Here is a 16,134-nt window from a genome sequence, read left to right as displayed (position 1 = left end):
GATGTTTGGTGACTTCATCACTGAAGTGCCCATCGCGAACTCCTAAAATAAAGACCATAGCCAGATGTTTTGCCCGCAAACAAGGCGGGCAAGGGACATCGCAAATCCATCCGGTGCGCGCCAGTCATAAGGCGGCACGGAGGCAGTTGTTTAGGAGGAATCCATGTCTGCATACCCGGTCAATATGTCCGTAAAACCCGAAGTTACGGCCTTTTTCGACGAAGACACCAACACGATCAGCTATGTGGTCAAGGACCCGGAAAGCAACGCCTGTGCGGTTGTCGATTCCGTGATGGATATCGATTATGCGGCGGGTCGGATCGCCTTTACCCACGCCGATAACATCATTGCCTTTATCAAGGATAACGGCCTGAAACTGGAATGGATCATCGAGACCCATGTCCATGCCGACCACTTGTCGGCAGCACCCTATATTCAGCAAAAGCTCGGCGGCAAGCTTGGCATCGGCAGCAAGATCACTGTTGTGCAGGACACGTTTGGCAAGGTGTTTAACGAAGGCACCGAATTCCAGCGCGATGGCAGCCAGTTTGATCGCCTGTTTGAAGATGGCGATACCTATCAGGTCGGCTCCATGACCTGCTTTGCCATCTATACCCCAGGTCATACCCCGGCCTGCATGGTCCATGTCATGGGCGATGCCGCCTTCGTTGGCGATACCCTGTTCATGCCTGATGGCGGATCGGCCCGTGCCGACTTCCCGGGCGGTGACGCCGGGACGCTTTATGACAGCATCCAGAAGCTCCTCGCGCTGCCCGACGATATGCGACTGTTCATGTGCCACGATTACGGCCCCAACGGCCGGGAGATCAAGTGGGAAACCACCGTTGACGAAGAGAAAAAGCACAACATCCACGTTGGTGAAGGCAAAACCCGCGAAGATTTCATCAAGTTCCGCACCGAACGTGATGCCCAGCTTGATATGCCGCGTCTGATCATTCCGTCGCTTCAGGTCAATATGCGCGCCGGTCAGGTGCCGACGGATAGCAGCGGCAAAAAAATGCTGAAAGTCCCGGTAAACGGGCTCTGATCAACACTCAGGTGAGGAAAAGCCATGGAAATCAAAACAATAAGCAACGGGTTCTCCGTCAGTCCGCAAATCGTGGCAGACGATGTCAAGGAAATCGCCAAGCGCGGCTTCCGGTCCATCGTCTGTAACCGCCCGGACGGCGAGGGTGCCGATCAGCCAACCTTTGAAGAAATTTCAAACGCGGCCAAGGAAGCCGGGCTTGAGGTGCGCTATCAGCCGATTGTTTCGGGCAAGGTCAGCGATGATGACGCCCGCGACTTTGGCCGTCTTTATGATGAATTGCCCAAGCCGGTCTTTGCCTATTGCCGCACCGGCACCCGTTCAACCACACTTTGGTCGCTAAGCCAGGCCGCGCATCTTGATACCAGCGAAATCCTTCGCGCCACCAAGGCGGCCGGTTATGACATGGGCGGTGTTGTCCGCCGGATTGTGAATGGCGGCAAGACGCCGACCGATCAGGGCGATGCAAAATATGACATCGTGATCATCGGTGGCGGTGCTGCCGGTATTTCGGTGGCATCCAGCCTGATCGCGCGTCGTTCGGGCCTTGAGATTGCGGTGATTGATCCGGCCGATATCCACTATTACCAGCCGGGTTGGACCATGGTTGGCGGTGGCGTGTTTGAAGCCAGCACCACAGCCCAGACCATGGGATCGCTGATCCCCAAGGGCGTGCACTGGATCAAGGCCGCGGTTGCCGCGTTCGAACCGCAAGACGATGCTGTCATCCTTGATGGCTGCCGGGTGGTAAAATATGACCGTCTGATCGTTTGCCCGGGGCTGAAGCTTGACTGGAACCGGGTTGAAGGTCTGGTCGAGACGCTCGGCCGTAATGGTGTGACGTCAAACTATCGCTATGACCTTGCCCCTTACACGTGGGAACTGGTTTCCTCGATGCGTGAAGGCAAGGCGATCTTTACCCAACCGCCCATGCCGATCAAATGTGCCGGTGCGCCGCAAAAGGCGATGTACCTTTCGGCCGATCACTGGCATCGCACGGGTGTTCTGAAGAACATTGATATCGATTTCTGCAATGCCGGTGGGGTTCTGTTCGGGGTTAAGGACTATGTCCCGGCCCTTGAAAGCTATGTGAAGAAATACGACGCACATCTCGATTTCTTCCATAATCTGGTGGCAATTGACGGGCAGGCGAAAAAGGCCTGGTTCGATGTTGCCAAGCCCGACACCAAGGTCGAACGCGTTGAGAAGTCCTTTGATATGATCCATGTCTGCCCGCCGCAGGTGGCACCGGACTTCATTCGCGTTTCGCCGCTGGCAGATGCCGCCGGATGGGTGGATGTCGATCAGGCAACGCTGCGTCACAAGTCGTTTAGCAACATCTGGTCACTGGGTGATGTGATGAACGCACCCAATGCCAAGACGGCTGCTGCGGCCCGTAAACAGGCCCCGGTTGTGGCCGAAAATGTGGTTGCCGATATCGATGGCAAATCCCCGGTCGCGCAGTATGACGGTTATGGATCCTGCCCGCTCACTGTGGAACGTGGCCGCATCGTTCTGGCCGAATTCGGGTATGGCGGAACGCTTTTGCCGTCCTTCCCAAAATGGCTGATCGATGGCACCAAACCGTCGCACCTTGCCTGGTTGCTTAAGGAAAAGCTGCTGCCGCCGATCTATTGGAAGGCGATGCTGCGTGGTAAGGAATGGCTGGCCAAGCCTGAAAAAGTCACCGGCGCCTAAAACACCCTTCGTCCAAGGCAGCGATCACGTTGCCTTGGGCTAACACTGATCTAAGAGATCGATCAATGCGTTTCAAAATGCTTCGGAAATATGTCCCGATTTTTGATTGGGGACAGACTTATGACAGGACGGCCTTTGGCAATGACATGATTGCAGCCGTGATCGTGACGATCATGCTGATCCCGCAATCGCTTGCCTATGCGCTACTGGCCGGTCTGCCACCCGAGGCGGGGCTTTATGCCTCCATCGCGCCGATCATTCTTTATGCCATCTTCGGCACCAGTCGCGCGCTTGCGGTCGGTCCGGTTGCGGTTGTTTCCCTGATGACGGCCGCAGCCGTGGGCAATATTGCCGAAACCGGCACCATGGGCTATGCGCTGGCTGCCCTGACGCTTGCGGCCCTGTCCGGGGTGATCCTGCTTGCGATGGGGGTGTTCAAGCTGGGCTTTCTGGCCAACTTCCTCTCACACCCGGTGATTGCCGGTTTTATCACCGCATCGGGCATGATCATTGCCGCCAGTCAGCTCAAACACATCCTTGGTGTGGATGCCAGCGGCCATAACCTTTGGGAAATAGTCACCTCCCTGATTGCGCATATTCCTGAAACCAATCAGACGACCCTGATCATTGGCATTTGCGCCACGGGCTTCCTGTTCTGGGTGCGTAAGGGCCTTAAACCCGCATTGCGCAAACTGGGCCTTGGCGTTCGTACCGCTGATGTCCTGACCAAGGCGGGGCCGGTCTTTGCTGTGTTCGCGACTACGGCGGCGACCTGGTATCTTGGTCTGGCCGATAAAGGGGTCAAGATCGTGGGCGAGGTTCCGCAAAGCCTGCCGCCGCTGACCATGCCTGATTTCAGCCCGGGGCTGATGGCCGACCTTCTGGTGCCGGCGATCCTCATTTCCGTGATCGGCTTTGTTGAATCAATCTCTGTCGCGCAGACACTGGCAGCCAAGCGCCGTCAACGCATCAACCCGGATCAGGAATTGATTGGTCTGGGGGCGGCCAATATCGGGGCGGCCTTTACGGGCGGTTATCCGGTGACGGGTGGTTTTGCCCGTTCGGTCGTGAACTTTGATGCTGGCGCGCAAACCCCCGCTGCCGGGGCCTTTACCGCTGTTGGCTTGGCGATTGCCGCCGTGGCGCTGACGCCGCTGGTTTATTTTCTGCCAAAGGCAACCCTTGCCGCGACCATCATTGTTGCGGTACTGTCGCTGGTCGATTTCTCGATCCTGAAAACCAGTTGGCAATATTCCAAGGCGGATTTCATTGCGGTTCTGGCAACCATCCTTCTGACCCTTGGTCTTGGGGTGGAGGTCGGGGTGACCGCCGGTGTGGTTCTGTCGATCGGGCTATTTTTGTATAAAACATCGCGCCCGCATATTGCCGAGGTCGGTCTTGTGCCCGACACGCAGCATTTCCGCAACATCCTGCGTCATAAAGTCATCACCCATCCATCGGTCCTGACGATCCGGATTGATGAAAGCCTCTATTTCGCCAATGCGCGGTATCTTGAGGATTACCTCTATGACCGGGTGGTCGGGTGCAAGAACCTCAAGCATGTGGTTCTGATGTGCTCGGCCGTGAACGAGATTGATCTAAGCGCGCTTGAGTCGCTTGAGGCGATCAACCACCGGCTTGAGGAAATGGGCATTTCCCTTCATCTGTCCGAGGTCAAAGGCCCGGTCATGGATCGCCTGAAAAAGACCCACTTTCTTGATGAGCTGACCGGCGAGGTTTTCTTGTCCCAGTTCGAAGCTGTTTCGAAACTGACAGACGGGCAGGTGGCAGAAACACCACCAAGCACCGAACCCAAAATCAAACTGGTCTAAGACCGAAGATCGAAACCGGACTGAGCTTTCAGTCCGGTTTCTTTTTGCCATTGCGCAGATGCGTCAGGAAGTAAATCAGCCCACCGGCCAGCAAGCCCCAGAACGCACCTGAAATCCCATAGAATGTCAGGCCAGCTGCGGTGACGATAAAGGTCACGGCGGCTGCTTCACGTCCGTCTTCGTCCTTGAAGGCCGCAACGGCGGATCCCGCAAACGCCCCGATCAGGGCAAGACCGGCAACCGCCTCAATCAGGATGCCCGGTGCCAGACTGATAAACGCGGTCACCAGCCCGGCCAGAAGGCCAAACACGATATAGAAAACGCCGCCCGAAACAGCGGCCCAATACCGTTTGGCCGGATCGGGATGGGCATCCTTGCCCGCACAAAGGGCGGCGGTGATGGCGGCAAGGTTTACCGCGTGGCCACCAAACGGGGCAGAGAGTAACGAGAATATCCCGGTCACGGTAAACAGCGGCCCTGGCGGGGTGTCATAATCATTGGCGCGCAGAACCGCCGTACCCGGAATATTTTGTGATGCCATGGTGACGATGAAAAGCGGCAAAGCAATGCCGACCAGTCCGGCCAATGTGAATTCCGGCATGACGAATTCAACCGGCGGCGCAATCGCCCCGCCAAGATCGGCAAGCGCATTTTCAGGGAACTCAATGCCGAACACCATCACGGCAACAAAGGCCAACAAAGCGGCCGGGATGGCAAGCAACCGGTTGAACCGGCCCATGACAATCCATGCAATCACAATCGGAAGACCAAGCAACGGATCAAAGGCAACTGCCTTGACCGGCGCAAGGCACAGACCCAGCAACACACCGGCCAGCATAGCGTTTGCCAAGGGGGCCGGGATACCAGCAACCGCACGGCCCAGCGGCTTCCAAACGCCACTGATGATAATCAGGATGGCGCAAACGATGAACGCGCCAACGGCAACCGCAAAGCCGCCCTCAATTGCGCCAGATGTCGCCAGAAGGGCCGCACCGGGTGTGGACCAGGCAATGCTGATCGGAAGGCGGGTTTTAAGGGATAAAACAATCGCGCACAGGCCCATGGAAATGGAAAGCGCCATCAGGCCCGATGCCGCCTGTTCCGGGCTGGCACCAACGCCGGTAAGGCCTTGCAGCACAACCGCAAACGAACTGGCAGAGCCAACAAAACCGGCCAGCAGGCCCATGAAAATACTTTGGGGCGAAATATCACGCAGCATGGGAGCTCCGCAGGGTTGTAAGTCGTTGAAAGTATGGTGGCAAGCGCGCTGACCTTAACCAGAAGCAAGAAGGCAGGCCAGTGAAAAAGCACAAGGCGCAATGGTGGTGCCCGGCTGTGCTCGGCGGCAGCGACGCGGTAGTGCCCAGACGGGATCTCATGGTGCAGGACCAACATGGTTGCACGAACCAGAAACGGCGTTGCTTGGCGATGTTTTGCGTAAAAAAAACCAACACATGATTGATTTACATCATCGTCTAGGACGAAGAATTAAATAATTATAATGTATTCAAATGGAGTGGACGATATTTCCTGACCAAGGAGCCTGACAATGACTGTATCCCCCCAGATTCGTGTCGGTCTGCCGCGGATCAATGAACCTGCACCGGATTTTACGGCCCCGACCACCGATGGTGTCAAAGCCCTGTCGGACTATCGCGGCAAATGGCTAGTTCTGTTTTCCCACCCTGCTGATTTCACACCGGTTTGCACAACCGAATTTATCGCCTTTGCCAAACATGCCGATCAGTTCGCCAAGCGTAATTGCGAATTGCTGGGCCTGTCGATTGACAGCACCCATTCGCACATCGCCTGGATGCGCAACATCCAGCAGAATTTCGGTGTGGAAATCCCGTTTCCGATTATTTCAGACCTGAAAATGGAAGTCGCCCAGGCCTATGGCATGATCCATCCGGGGGCGGGCGACACGTCTGCTGTGCGTGCGACCTTCATCATTGACCCGGATGGCATGTTGCGCGCCATGGTCTATTACCCGATGAGTAACGGGCGCTCCATCACGGAATGCCTGCGCATGATCGACGCCATGCAGACCAGTGACAAGAACGGCGTTGCCACCCCCGAAGGGTGGCAACCGGGCGACAAGGTTATTGTCCCGCCGGCCCATACCGCCAAGGCTGCCGCAGAACGCGCATCCAATCCCGCCTATGATTATGTGGACTTCTATTTCTGCACAAAGTCCCTCTGATCAAAACCCCGATGTGCGGTCCCGGGGGCAAGGGGCCGTGCAAAGGCAAAACCCCGCCAGAGCAATCCGGCGGGGTTTTGTTCCGTTTGTCAGGCATCACGCGACATCGGTTTCTGGACGCCTGCAATTGCGCCCATCTGGAATGCCGTGCTGAAACTGTTAGTGGCGAACGCGTATCAGACCACGTCACGCTTGGTCGTGGCGTTTGATACGTCATGGGTTTCGATCAGGCGCGCGTCGTGACGACCAAGCACATCCTTGGCGCGTTCCTCGGTCTGCGGGTCAGGTGTTCTGACCCACAGCAACAAGCCGCCTTGATCAAGCTCTTCTTGCAGTTTGGTGGAGTACTTCTTGCCAACCATTGCGGCAATAACCCCACCTGCCGCGGCACCAACGCCGCCCGCACCGAGGATTGCCGAAATGGTCAGGGCAATCGGGCCACCCGCCGCAATCACGGCACCGGCGGCACCAAAGGCCGCCGCATACATCGGGGCGCCGATCAGTGCGCCTTCGGCATTGCCAATCGGTGTCGGCGTTGTATAGGCCAGTGGTGGCATATCAGGATCGCTGTCGACATCTTCGGCCTTGCGATAAATATGGCCAAGCTTGTCTTCGACGGTTTTCTCGCTCGCAAGAAGGCTAAGCTCCTTTTGCTGATCAAACCCGGCTTGCGCCAGACCATCAGTCGCCAGTTGGAGTGTTTTGATGTCGTCAAAAACGCCAACGGTCTCGCGATGTGTTTTGGTCATTTGGGCCTCCTTTTTGTTGAAAGGCTCATGTGTATTGAACGTAACACAACGCGGATTGGTTCCATTTTTGTTGGATTTCAATGCCCCAAATGAAAACGGCACCCCCAAAAGGGTGCCGTTAAAAGCTGTATTCAGGTGCCTTAACTTACCGCTCGGTAATCTTGAACTCGATCCGGCGGTTGCGGCGATAGGCGATTTCGTCATCGCGGTTATCAAGTGGCTGATATTCGCCAAAGCCTGCGGCAACAAGCCGGTTGGGCGGAACGCCCTGATCGATCAGGAACTTGACCACCGAAATCGCACGTGCAGCCGAAAGCTCCCAGTTCGAGGCGAACTGAAGGTTTCGGATCGGCACCTTGTCGGTGTGGCCATCAACGCGCATCACCCAGTCGATGTCATCGGGAATGTCGGCGGCAATCGTGGTCAGCGTTTCACCCAGTTTGGCCAACTGATCCTTGCCTTCTTCGCCAAGCTCTGCCTCACCCGATCCAAACAGCACTTCGGACTGGAAGACAAACCGGTCCCCGACAACGCGGATATCCTGACGATCACCCAACACTTCACGCAGGCGGCCAAAGAATTCAGAACGATACCGCTGCAACTCCGCAACCTTGGTGGCAAGGGCCGCATTCAGGCGATTGCCAAGATTGACGATCTGGGCGTCTTTTTCCTCGTTCTCGCGCTCGGACGTTTCAAGCGCGGCTTCGATCCGTGCCAGTTGTTGGCGGAGAGCCAACATCTGCTGATTAAGGGCTGCGACCTGTGCCTTGGCTTCGTCACTTAGGTTCTTCTGTTCTTCCAGTTCAGCCGCGCGCGATGCCAGAAGGGCCGACAGCTCGTCAATCCGGGTTTCCTGATCGGTGATCTTTTCGCCCGTGGTTTCGCGAAGCTCGGTCAGTTCGGCTTCCTTGTCTTCAAGCGACGCAAGGGCGGCCAGAAGTTTCTGTTCGATTTCGTCCGTTGAAAGTTCGGCTGCCGCCAACTGATCGGCAAGGGTGGCCGCGCGCGCGCGCAGATCATCACGCTGATCAGCGGTATTGGAAAGCTCGGTCGTCAGCTGGGTGAGTTCGAGTTCCATACGTTGATTGTTGCCACGTTCAAGTGACAGCAAGTTGGTCAGCTCGTTAACCTGGGCGGTCAGATCGCTTAGCGCCTCGTCACGCCCGGAAAGGGCCGCACCCAGATACACTTGCGCAATGACAAAGATCATCAGAAGAAAGATGATCACCATCAAAAGTGTGGCAAGCGCATCAACAAAGCCCGGCCAGGTATTTACATCGCGGTTACGACGGCGCGAAAGCCCGATCATTCGATCAGCCCTCCTCGGCGATGGCGGCGATGGTACGGGCGAGGAGCTTGATCTCGCTTCTGATTTCCTGTGTGGATTGCTGGCGGCCCATGGTCAGTTCTTCGCCAATACGGCCAAGCGTATTATCAAGCGAACGGATGTGGGCGCGGGTATTATCATCAATCCCTAAGCTGCCCATTTTCATCGAATCCGCCAGCTGATCGAGGACCGGTTTGAGGTGCATCTGGTTTTCCGCCAGCTTGACCATCAATTGCTGCTCGGCCTTCATCTGATCGGTCAGGGTCGACAGCTTATCCGCCAGATCAATCAACGTATTATGCGATTTGATCTGTGAACTTTCCGACCGCTGGATGGAGTTCTGCAATCCTTCCATATTGTCGGCCATCTGTTCGATCAGGGCCGAAAGATACGCCGGAACAGACTGTTCACCATCGGAAATGCCGCCACCCGAACCAAGGCGGGTGAAGCTTGACAGCCATTCTTCAAGATCATTGAAGAAACGGTTCTGTGCCTGACCGGCCTGCATGTCCAGAAGACCAAGGGCCAGCGATCCCGCAAGACCAAACAGCGAGGACGAAAACGCCGTGCCCATGCCGCTCAGTGGTTCGGACAGGCCGTCTTTAAGCTCGGAGAACCAAAGGTCCATGTTCGAGCCACTGCCGACATTGACGTTACTGATCACACCAGCAACCGAGTTCACGGTCTGAAGCAGGCCCCAGAAGGTGCCGAGCAGACCAAGGAACACCAAAAGGCCAACGACATAGCGCGACAATTCGCGGCTTTCATCAAGGCGGGAGCGGATCGAATCAAGGATCGTCCGGGTGGACGTCGTCGAAAGCTGCGGACGATCACGGCGCTGTTCGGCCATCATGCTGGCCATCGGGGCCAGAAGTTTCGGCGGCACCTGCGATGTCAGCCCCGGGCGGGAGCGACGAAAATCCTCGATCCACGTAACTTCGGGCGATAGGCTCGCGGCCATGCGGAAGGTGTAGATCACACCCACAACAAACACGCCAAGGATCAGGCCATTAAGAACAGCATTGGCCATAAAGGCATCAGACAGCGCCGGGAACAGCAGGGCGCCAACCCCGGCGATGATGGCAACAAAGATTGCCATGCGTGTCAGATAACTACCGGGTTTGGTAATAGGCGGGAGGGATCCCGTACCACTGGCCGAATTGCTGCTCATAGCGGATTAATCCTAGCGTTGAACGGTTTTGATATCGACGCGATCTGCGGGGCCGGACGGAACATTCGCACCCAGGGCACGAACATCAATGCGCGTGGAGCGCACACCCCTGTCAATCAGATAGGAACGCACCTGAAGCGCGCGTGACAGCGACAGACGACGCGCCTTGGAGGCATTTGCCCCGTCACCCTGCGCATAGGCCTGCAACTGAATTCGAAGATCTTCATCCTGCCCCATCGTTGCGATCACGCTGTCGAGCTGGCTTCTGGCGGCCGCGCTCAGCTCGAAGCTGTCGGCGGCAAAGCCAAGGCTGTATTCATCGCCACCGGTGGCCGGCATTGCAGCCGGTGCAGAGGTTTCTGGCGGGATGGATGCTTCTTCAGCCGGTGCCGGTGGCACCGTTGGCGCGGGGGCCGGTTCTGCCATCTCGGTCGCAGGCTGGGTGGTGTCTGGTGCAGGTGCCGCCAGGGGCGCAGGTGTTTCGGAAATCGGCGCGACTTCCGGTGCTGCCGGTGCGGGTGCTGCGTTGTTTTCCTCGACCGGGGCAGGCGGTGCTACAGGGGCATCAGATACTTCTGCCGTTTCTGTCGCCGGGGAAGATGTCGGGGCCGGGGTTGGTTCCGGTGCCGCTGGTGCAACAGTCTGCGCAGGCTCCGGTGCCGGAGTAGGCTTGGTCAGCGGCGTCGGTGCGCTCGATGCGCTGCTTTCGGTCACAGGTGGTGCAACCGGTTTGCTGCGCGGTGCGGCGGTCGGTTCGGGCTGGGTCAGCGCAATGGTCTGGTTTGCGCCATCGTCCATGTCCGCGACACGCTGGGTTGCATTTGGGACGACGCCGGGAACGCCATAAAATTCTGATTGGGTCGGGAAGGCATTGCCGCCGCCACTTGATCCGTCGATCACAACGGTTTCAAACCCGCCGTCATAGCCAGCGTTGCCTGTGGCACTGGCAAACTGTTCAGCGGCAAGGAAGGTCGATTTCGGTCGGGTTTCCGGGAAAATCAGATCACCGCCCGGCACGACGATATGATCACGTGAAACGGTGGGAGACAGATATTGCGGAACGGTCGGCTGTCCGCCATAGCCATCTGCAACGTCCCAGTTTACCTGAACGCTGCTGTCATTCGAAACGGGGGAGTATTGTTGCGCCGATGCATCTGGCGCAAAGAACACGGTTGTGCCCAGTGCAGCCGTCATCGCAAGCACCGAAATCTTGGAATACCCCATCATCAAATCGCAGGCCCCTTAATACCCTGTGTTTGAAATCGTTTGGTAACGTTGTTCTATTTCACACAGTTTTGTGTCGATCATTAGGCACCCGACAACTTTCCGAATGCCCCCCTTTGGTGTCCGTGGGCCCGCAATCAGACCGCACAGTCCCAAGCACCATAGCTTAGAGACAGATGATGGACAACCGCTTTGACCGAAAACGCAAAAGGGGCGCTTCGGCAAATTGCGAAGCGCCCCCTTCAAAAAACAGTAACAAAAGCCGGGTGTTAGCCCGTGATTGCCTTTTTAAGCGTTTTGGCCAGCACCGGTTGGATATAGTCATTGGCTGCAACGACGCTGCCGGTACCAAGCATGTTGGTGCCGCCTTTGTCATCGCGGATATAACCGCCAGCTTCGGAGATCAGGATGATCCCGGCTGCAATATCCCACGCATTGAGGTGGGATTCCCAATAACCGTCATAACGACCAGCTGCGACATAGGCCATATCAAGGGCCGCAGCCCCCATACGACGCACGCCGGCACAACGATCCATGACCGAGTGCAGCTGCTTTTCAAACACCGCGTGATCACCATGACCAAGATGCGGAACACCGCACGCCAGAACGCATTCGTTCAGACGACGACGGCCCGAAACGCGCAGGCGGCGGTTATCAAGAAACGCACCGACGCCCTTTTCTGCCCAGAAGCATTCGTCCTTGGCGACGTCATAGATCATGCCAGCTATGATTTCGTCACCCTTCTGCAGGGCAACCGAAATCGCAAAATGCGGGATGCCATGCAGGAAGTTGGTGGTGCCATCAAGCGGATCAATGATCCAGCGGTGCTCAGGATCGGTGCCCTTGATCTCGCCACCTTCTTCCATAAGGAAGCCATAACCGGGGCGGGAACGCTCAAGCTCTTCACGCAGGCGTTTTTCGGCACGGTGATCAGCCGCAGATACGAAATCTGCCGGGCCTTTCATCGACACCTGAAGGTTCTCGACTTCACCGAAGTCGCGTTTCAGTCCGTAGGCTGCCTTTTCGACAGCCTTGTACATCACATTGATGTTCGCAGAACGACGGGCGGCGCCTCGCACGGCATATCTCCCGGTGTTTGAATTAAAATGAAAACCAGAGGGCGGGTTTCGCCCTTAGTCCTTGGCACGCTCTATATAGGTGCCTTCAACAGTGTTCACGACAATGCGCGTACCCGATTCAATATGCGGGGGCACCATCACACGAACACCGTTCTCAAGAACAGCCGGTTTGAAAGAAGAAGACTGGGTTTGACCTTTGACAACCGCATCGGCTTCGACAATCTGGAAGACGACATGCTCGGGAAGGGTCACACCAAGCGGCTCACCTTCGAAGGATTCGATGGTCACAACCATACCATCCTGAAGATAGACAGCCGCTTCACCGACAAGGTCAGCATTTACTGTGATCTGTTCATAGGTTTCGCTGTCCATGAAGGTGATCATGTCACCATCGGCGAACAGATAGGTGTATTCTTTCTGCTCAAGACGAACCTTTTCGACGGTTTCCGAAGCGCGGAAACGCTCGTTCAGCTTGGTGCCGGTACGAATGTCTTTGAGTTCAACCTGGTTAAAAGCACCGCCTTTACCCGGCTTCACAGCCTGGCATTTTACTGCACGCCACAGGGCACCTTTATGTTCGATAAGGTTACCCGGACGGATTTCGTTGCCGTTGATTTTCATGGCACAAACCGTTCTTTCAGATCACAGATTCACAATGCAATAAGGGGCAAGCGCCCCATTTCAGGCGCTCTACCTACCAGTTTGGCTGTTTTGCTGCAAGCAGATTGATCCGGGTTTGCGCGCATAACGCCCCATCATTCGCGCATGGCTGGGCCAATGAATGAAATCAGATGTCGGTTGCTGCAATCGCAGCCTTGATGGCCTTCGCACCGGCTTCTGGCCCGTCCGGATGGTTCCAGACGCCACCGGTGACGGCAATGAAGTCGGCACCTGCCAGAACAAGCGGCGCAACATTATCGGCCGTGATGCCACCAATCGCCACACAGGGCACCGTGGTAAAGGTCGTCCAGATTTCGAGGATTTCCGGGGTGACGCTGGTTTTGGCTTCTTTGGTTTCGGTCGGATAAAACGCGCCGAATGCGACGTAATCGGCCCCTTTGTCACCAACGATCATCGCCTTGTGGCGACTGTCATAGCACGACACTCCGACGATATGTTCTTCGCCCATGATGGCGCGTGCTTCGTCGTAACTTGCGTCTTCTTCGCCGACATGCACACCGTCACAGCCCGATTTCTTGGCAATGTCAGGACGGTCATTGAGGATCAGCGGAATGTCACGATCTGCACACATCGGAAGGATGGTATCAACCGCCTTGCGGATTTCATCATCGCTGACTTCCTTCAGGCGCAATTGCAGGCAATCAACCGCACCGGTATCCAGCACGGATTTCAGCTTCTCGCCAAAGGGTGCAAGGTCGATTTTCGGCGGGGTCAGAAGATAAAGACCGGCAAGTTCGTCTGAATTCACGATGATAATTCCTGATGATTTCCTGCGTGTTATGTAACCTTTGACGCCGGTTTTGGCAATTGCCAAGGCTACGCGGCAAGATGTGCAAGCAACCGCTTGTCGAGTTCATGATCGGGCAACAGGTCATCGGCCATCTGATAAATCACATCTTTGGCCGGGAACTCTGTCATGACCAGACAGTTTGTCTGGGCTGCCATATCCCGAAGGTTTTCCAACTGCGGTTCGGGCATCGGATCGACGATCACCGCATCAAGGCCAAGCTCAATCGCGGCCAACGCGCCAGAAACCCGCCCACGGCAATCAAGGATCGCTGTGATGTCACATGCCGGGAAGTCTTCACGCACCAGCGTGACCAGATCGGCAAACCACTGTGCCCCGTACGTTTGTGCGGCATGTTCTGGCGACAGCAACCCAAAGGCACGATCCCCCATCACCCGGCAAGCCGATCTGGCGCCGGTGATGCCATGAATGCGAATGACAGGATCGGGCAGGGGGCTCATTTCGATGGTTCTTATGCTTTGGTGCGCGCGACATAGACCGTGTTGATATCTTCACGGTCAATCAGCGGGTGTTTGAATTTAATCACATCAGCCCGGATGGTCTCGAACGCGGATTTCAGGTTTTCTTCAAACCACGGTTCGGGCATCTCGGTCGACCACAGGGCAAAAATCCCGCCGGGCACCAGATGGGCGGCAAGCTTTGCCAGACCATCCTTGGTGTAAAGGCGCTTGTGATCTTCGTGCAGGACATTGCCCGGCGAATGATCAACATCCAAAAGTATCGCGTCATGCCGTTTCTCGGGCGCATCCGGGTTCATGCCCGGCGTATCGGAAAGCGACGCACCGAAGAAATCGCCATGCACCAGCGCGCAGCGCGGATCATTTGAAAGCTGCTCACCCAGCGGCAGCAACCCTTCCTGATGCCATTCGATCACTTCGGGCAGGGTATCAAGCACGGTCAGCTTGCCGGTCTTTGGATTATCGAGCGCGGCCTTGGCGGTATAACCAAGGCCAAGCCCGCCAACCACGACATCAAGGTTGTCGCGATCAAGCTCCGCCAGACCAAGGTCTGCCAGCGCAATCTCGGCATCGGTAAACAGGCTCGACATCAGATATTCTTCATCAAGCTTGATTTCATAGACATCGATATCAAGGCTGAGCTCACGTCGGCGACGCAGGCTTAAAACCCCCATCGGTGTCGGGCGGTAATCAAGTTCCTTGAAAAGAAGGCTCACGGGCCGGGCTCCTGTTTGTCTTTTCTGTTCGTTGGCTCAACAGTGACGGAAAGACGGGCAAAAGAAAAGTGCCCGAAGCGGAACTTCGGGCACTTCGAAAATCTGGACCTAAGCGATGCTTAGAGGAACTTCGCCATGGCGACAGCGGTGTCGCTCATACGGTTGGAGAAGCCCCACTCGTTGTCATACCAGGACAGGATACGAACGAAGTTGCCGTCCATGACCTGGGTCTGGGTCGCATCAAAGGTAGAGCTGTTCGGGTTGTGGTTGAAGTCAACCGAAACCAGCGGTGCTTCGCAAACGCCAAGAACGCCTTTGAGCGGGCCGTTTGCTGCTTCCTTGATGGCTGCGTTGACTTCGTCAACCGTGGTGTCACGGCCAGCAACGAAGGTCAGGTCAACCATGGAAACGTTCGGGGTCGGGACGCGGATCGCGGTGCCGTCAAGCTTGCCTTTAAGTTCCGGAAGAACAAGGCCAACAGCCTTTGCTGCACCGGTGGAGGTCGGGATCATCGACAGCGATGCCGCACGCGCACGACGCAGGTCTTTATGCAGGCTGTCCACGGTGTTCTGGTCGCCGGTGAAGGCGTGAACAGTGGTCATGAAGCCCTTGGTGATGCCAACGGTTTTGTTCAGAACATCTGCAACCGGTGCAAGGCAGTTGGTGGTGCAGGATGCGTTCGAAACAATCACGTCATCAGCGGTCAGGGTGTCTGAGTTAACACCGTAAACAACGGTCTTGATGTCGCCCTTCGCCGGGGCGGAAATCAGAACGCGCTTGGCACCTGCGGTCAGGTGTTTGCCAGCACCAGCTTCGTCAAGGAAGATACCGGTGCACTCAAACGCGATGTCAACTTTGAGGTCAGCCCACGGCAGGTTCGCCGGGTCACGTTCGGAGCAAACCTTGATCGTCTTGCCGTCGATGACGAGGTTTTCGTCTTCGGCTTTGACGTCATTGGCCAGAACGCCATGAACGGAATCATATTTCAGAAGATGTGCGTTGGTGTTGACGTCACCCAGGTCGTTGATGGCAACAACTTCAACGTCGGTGCGGCCGCTTTCAACGATAGAACGCAGAACCAGACGGCCGATACGGCCAAAACCATTAATCGCTACGCGAATAGCCATTCATCCCTCCAAA

At 56.3% G+C, this 16,134-nt stretch carries 15 protein-coding genes; 4 read left to right on the top strand and 11 right to left on the bottom strand.

The window, feature by feature from the left end; genetic code table 11:
- Window positions 1-184 precede the first annotated feature (184 nt).
- The 3 genes from B2T33_RS04990 to B2T33_RS04980 all read left to right on the top strand — a co-directional run bounded on the left by B2T33_RS04990 (window position 185) and on the right by B2T33_RS04980 (window position 4,578).
- Window positions 185-1,048 (top strand): MBL fold metallo-hydrolase, encoded by an 864-nt coding sequence (locus B2T33_RS04990; protein ID WP_414716634.1) that lies wholly within the window; start codon window positions 185-187, stop codon window positions 1,046-1,048.
- A gap of 24 nt (window positions 1,049-1,072) precedes the next feature.
- The gene (locus B2T33_RS04985) at window positions 1,073-2,746 is read left to right on the top strand and encodes a bifunctional protein tyrosine phosphatase family protein/NAD(P)/FAD-dependent oxidoreductase (protein ID WP_286791303.1); all 1,674 of its coding nucleotides are present in this window, start codon (window positions 1,073-1,075) and stop codon (window positions 2,744-2,746) included.
- A gap of 65 nt (window positions 2,747-2,811) precedes the next feature.
- The gene (locus B2T33_RS04980) at window positions 2,812-4,578 is read left to right on the top strand and encodes a SulP family inorganic anion transporter (RefSeq protein WP_286791302.1); all 1,767 of its coding nucleotides are present in this window, start codon (window positions 2,812-2,814) and stop codon (window positions 4,576-4,578) included.
- A 28-nt stretch (window positions 4,579-4,606) separates the two neighbouring features.
- Here B2T33_RS04980 and B2T33_RS04975 read toward each other — a convergent pair whose 3' ends face one another.
- Window positions 4,607-5,797, bottom strand: a complete 1,191-nt coding sequence (locus B2T33_RS04975; RefSeq protein ID WP_286791301.1) for a benzoate/H(+) symporter BenE family transporter — start codon at window positions 5,795-5,797, stop codon at window positions 4,607-4,609.
- Between the two features lie 330 nt (window positions 5,798-6,127).
- On the opposite strand from B2T33_RS04975, the gene B2T33_RS04970 reads away from it, so the two are divergent.
- A complete protein-coding gene (locus tag B2T33_RS04970) occupies window positions 6,128-6,781 on the top strand; it encodes a peroxiredoxin (protein WP_210516806.1) in 654 nt (217 codons plus the stop codon).
- A 176-nt stretch (window positions 6,782-6,957) separates the two neighbouring features.
- On the opposite strand, the gene B2T33_RS04965 is transcribed toward B2T33_RS04970, so the two are convergent.
- From B2T33_RS04965 to gap, 10 genes are all read right to left on the bottom strand, one after another.
- A complete protein-coding gene (locus tag B2T33_RS04965) occupies window positions 6,958-7,530 on the bottom strand; it encodes a hypothetical protein (RefSeq protein ID WP_286791300.1) in 573 nt (190 codons plus the stop codon).
- Between the two features lie 145 nt (window positions 7,531-7,675).
- The gene (locus B2T33_RS04960; protein ID WP_008891358.1) at window positions 7,676-8,839 is read right to left on the bottom strand and encodes a peptidoglycan -binding protein; all 1,164 of its coding nucleotides are present in this window, start codon (window positions 8,837-8,839) and stop codon (window positions 7,676-7,678) included.
- A gap of 4 nt (window positions 8,840-8,843) precedes the next feature.
- Window positions 8,844-10,028 carry a flagellar motor protein MotA gene (locus B2T33_RS04955; protein ID WP_286791299.1) on the bottom strand — a complete coding sequence of 395 codons (1,185 nt, stop codon included), beginning with the start codon at window positions 10,026-10,028 and terminating at the stop codon, window positions 8,844-8,846.
- A 12-nt stretch (window positions 10,029-10,040) separates the two neighbouring features.
- Complete coding sequence (locus B2T33_RS04950; RefSeq protein WP_197145228.1) at window positions 10,041-11,255, bottom strand: OmpA family protein; 1,215 nt, start codon at window positions 11,253-11,255, stop codon at window positions 10,041-10,043.
- 266 nt (window positions 11,256-11,521) lie between these two features.
- Entirely contained in the window at window positions 11,522-12,331 is an 810-nt protein-coding gene (locus B2T33_RS04945; protein WP_197145227.1) for an inositol monophosphatase family protein, read from the bottom strand.
- 54 nt (window positions 12,332-12,385) lie between these two features.
- A complete protein-coding gene (gene efp / locus B2T33_RS04940; RefSeq protein ID WP_008891362.1) occupies window positions 12,386-12,952 on the bottom strand; it encodes an elongation factor P in 567 nt (188 codons plus the stop codon).
- Between the two features lie 166 nt (window positions 12,953-13,118).
- Window positions 13,119-13,760, bottom strand: coding sequence for a thiamine phosphate synthase (thiE, locus tag B2T33_RS04935; protein ID WP_197145226.1), 642 nt, complete (start codon window positions 13,758-13,760; stop codon window positions 13,119-13,121).
- 68 nt (window positions 13,761-13,828) lie between these two features.
- A complete protein-coding gene (locus tag B2T33_RS04930) occupies window positions 13,829-14,260 on the bottom strand; it encodes a hypothetical protein (protein WP_197145225.1) in 432 nt (143 codons plus the stop codon).
- A gap of 11 nt (window positions 14,261-14,271) precedes the next feature.
- Window positions 14,272-14,994, bottom strand: a complete 723-nt coding sequence (locus B2T33_RS04925; protein ID WP_197145224.1) for a spermidine synthase — start codon at window positions 14,992-14,994, stop codon at window positions 14,272-14,274.
- A 119-nt stretch (window positions 14,995-15,113) separates the two neighbouring features.
- Window positions 15,114-16,121 carry a type I glyceraldehyde-3-phosphate dehydrogenase gene (gene gap / locus B2T33_RS04920; RefSeq protein WP_197145223.1) on the bottom strand — a complete coding sequence of 336 codons (1,008 nt, stop codon included), beginning with the start codon at window positions 16,119-16,121 and terminating at the stop codon, window positions 15,114-15,116.
- Window positions 16,122-16,134: the final 13 nt, after the last annotated feature.

Source organism: Thalassospira sp. UBA4513, assembly GCF_002388495.1.
Taxonomy (GTDB): Bacteria; Pseudomonadota; Alphaproteobacteria; order Rhodospirillales; family Thalassospiraceae; genus Thalassospira; species Thalassospira tepidiphila.
The sequence above is the reverse complement of the archived record's forward strand: the minus strand, read 5'-3'. Positions and strand labels throughout refer to the sequence as shown.

Bases quoted from the DNA above. Each gene is read 5' to 3' on its own strand.
- B2T33_RS04990 (WP_414716634.1), top strand. From the start codon at position 185: ATGTCCGTAAAACCCGAAGTTACGGCCTTTTTCGACGAAGACACCAAC.
- B2T33_RS04985 (WP_286791303.1), top strand. From the start codon at position 1,073: ATGGAAATCAAAACAATAAGCAACGGGTTCTCCGTCAGTCCGCAAATC.
- B2T33_RS04980 (WP_286791302.1), top strand. From the start codon at position 2,812: ATGCGTTTCAAAATGCTTCGGAAATATGTCCCGATTTTTGATTGGGGA.
- B2T33_RS04975 (WP_286791301.1), bottom strand. From the start codon at position 5,797: ATGCTGCGTGATATTTCGCCCCAAAGTATTTTCATGGGCCTGCTGGCC.
- B2T33_RS04970 (WP_210516806.1), top strand. From the start codon at position 6,128: ATGACTGTATCCCCCCAGATTCGTGTCGGTCTGCCGCGGATCAATGAA.
- B2T33_RS04965 (WP_286791300.1), bottom strand. From the start codon at position 7,530: ATGACCAAAACACATCGCGAGACCGTTGGCGTTTTTGACGACATCAAA.
- B2T33_RS04960 (WP_008891358.1), bottom strand. From the start codon at position 8,839: ATGATCGGGCTTTCGCGCCGTCGTAACCGCGATGTAAATACCTGGCCG.
- B2T33_RS04955 (WP_286791299.1), bottom strand. From the start codon at position 10,028: ATGAGCAGCAATTCGGCCAGTGGTACGGGATCCCTCCCGCCTATTACC.
- B2T33_RS04950 (WP_197145228.1), bottom strand. From the start codon at position 11,255: ATGATGGGGTATTCCAAGATTTCGGTGCTTGCGATGACGGCTGCACTG.
- efp (WP_008891362.1), bottom strand. From the start codon at position 12,952: ATGAAAATCAACGGCAACGAAATCCGTCCGGGTAACCTTATCGAACAT.
- B2T33_RS04930 (WP_197145225.1), bottom strand. From the start codon at position 14,260: ATGAGCCCCCTGCCCGATCCTGTCATTCGCATTCATGGCATCACCGGC.
- gap (WP_197145223.1), bottom strand. From the start codon at position 16,121: ATGGCTATTCGCGTAGCGATTAATGGTTTTGGCCGTATCGGCCGTCTG.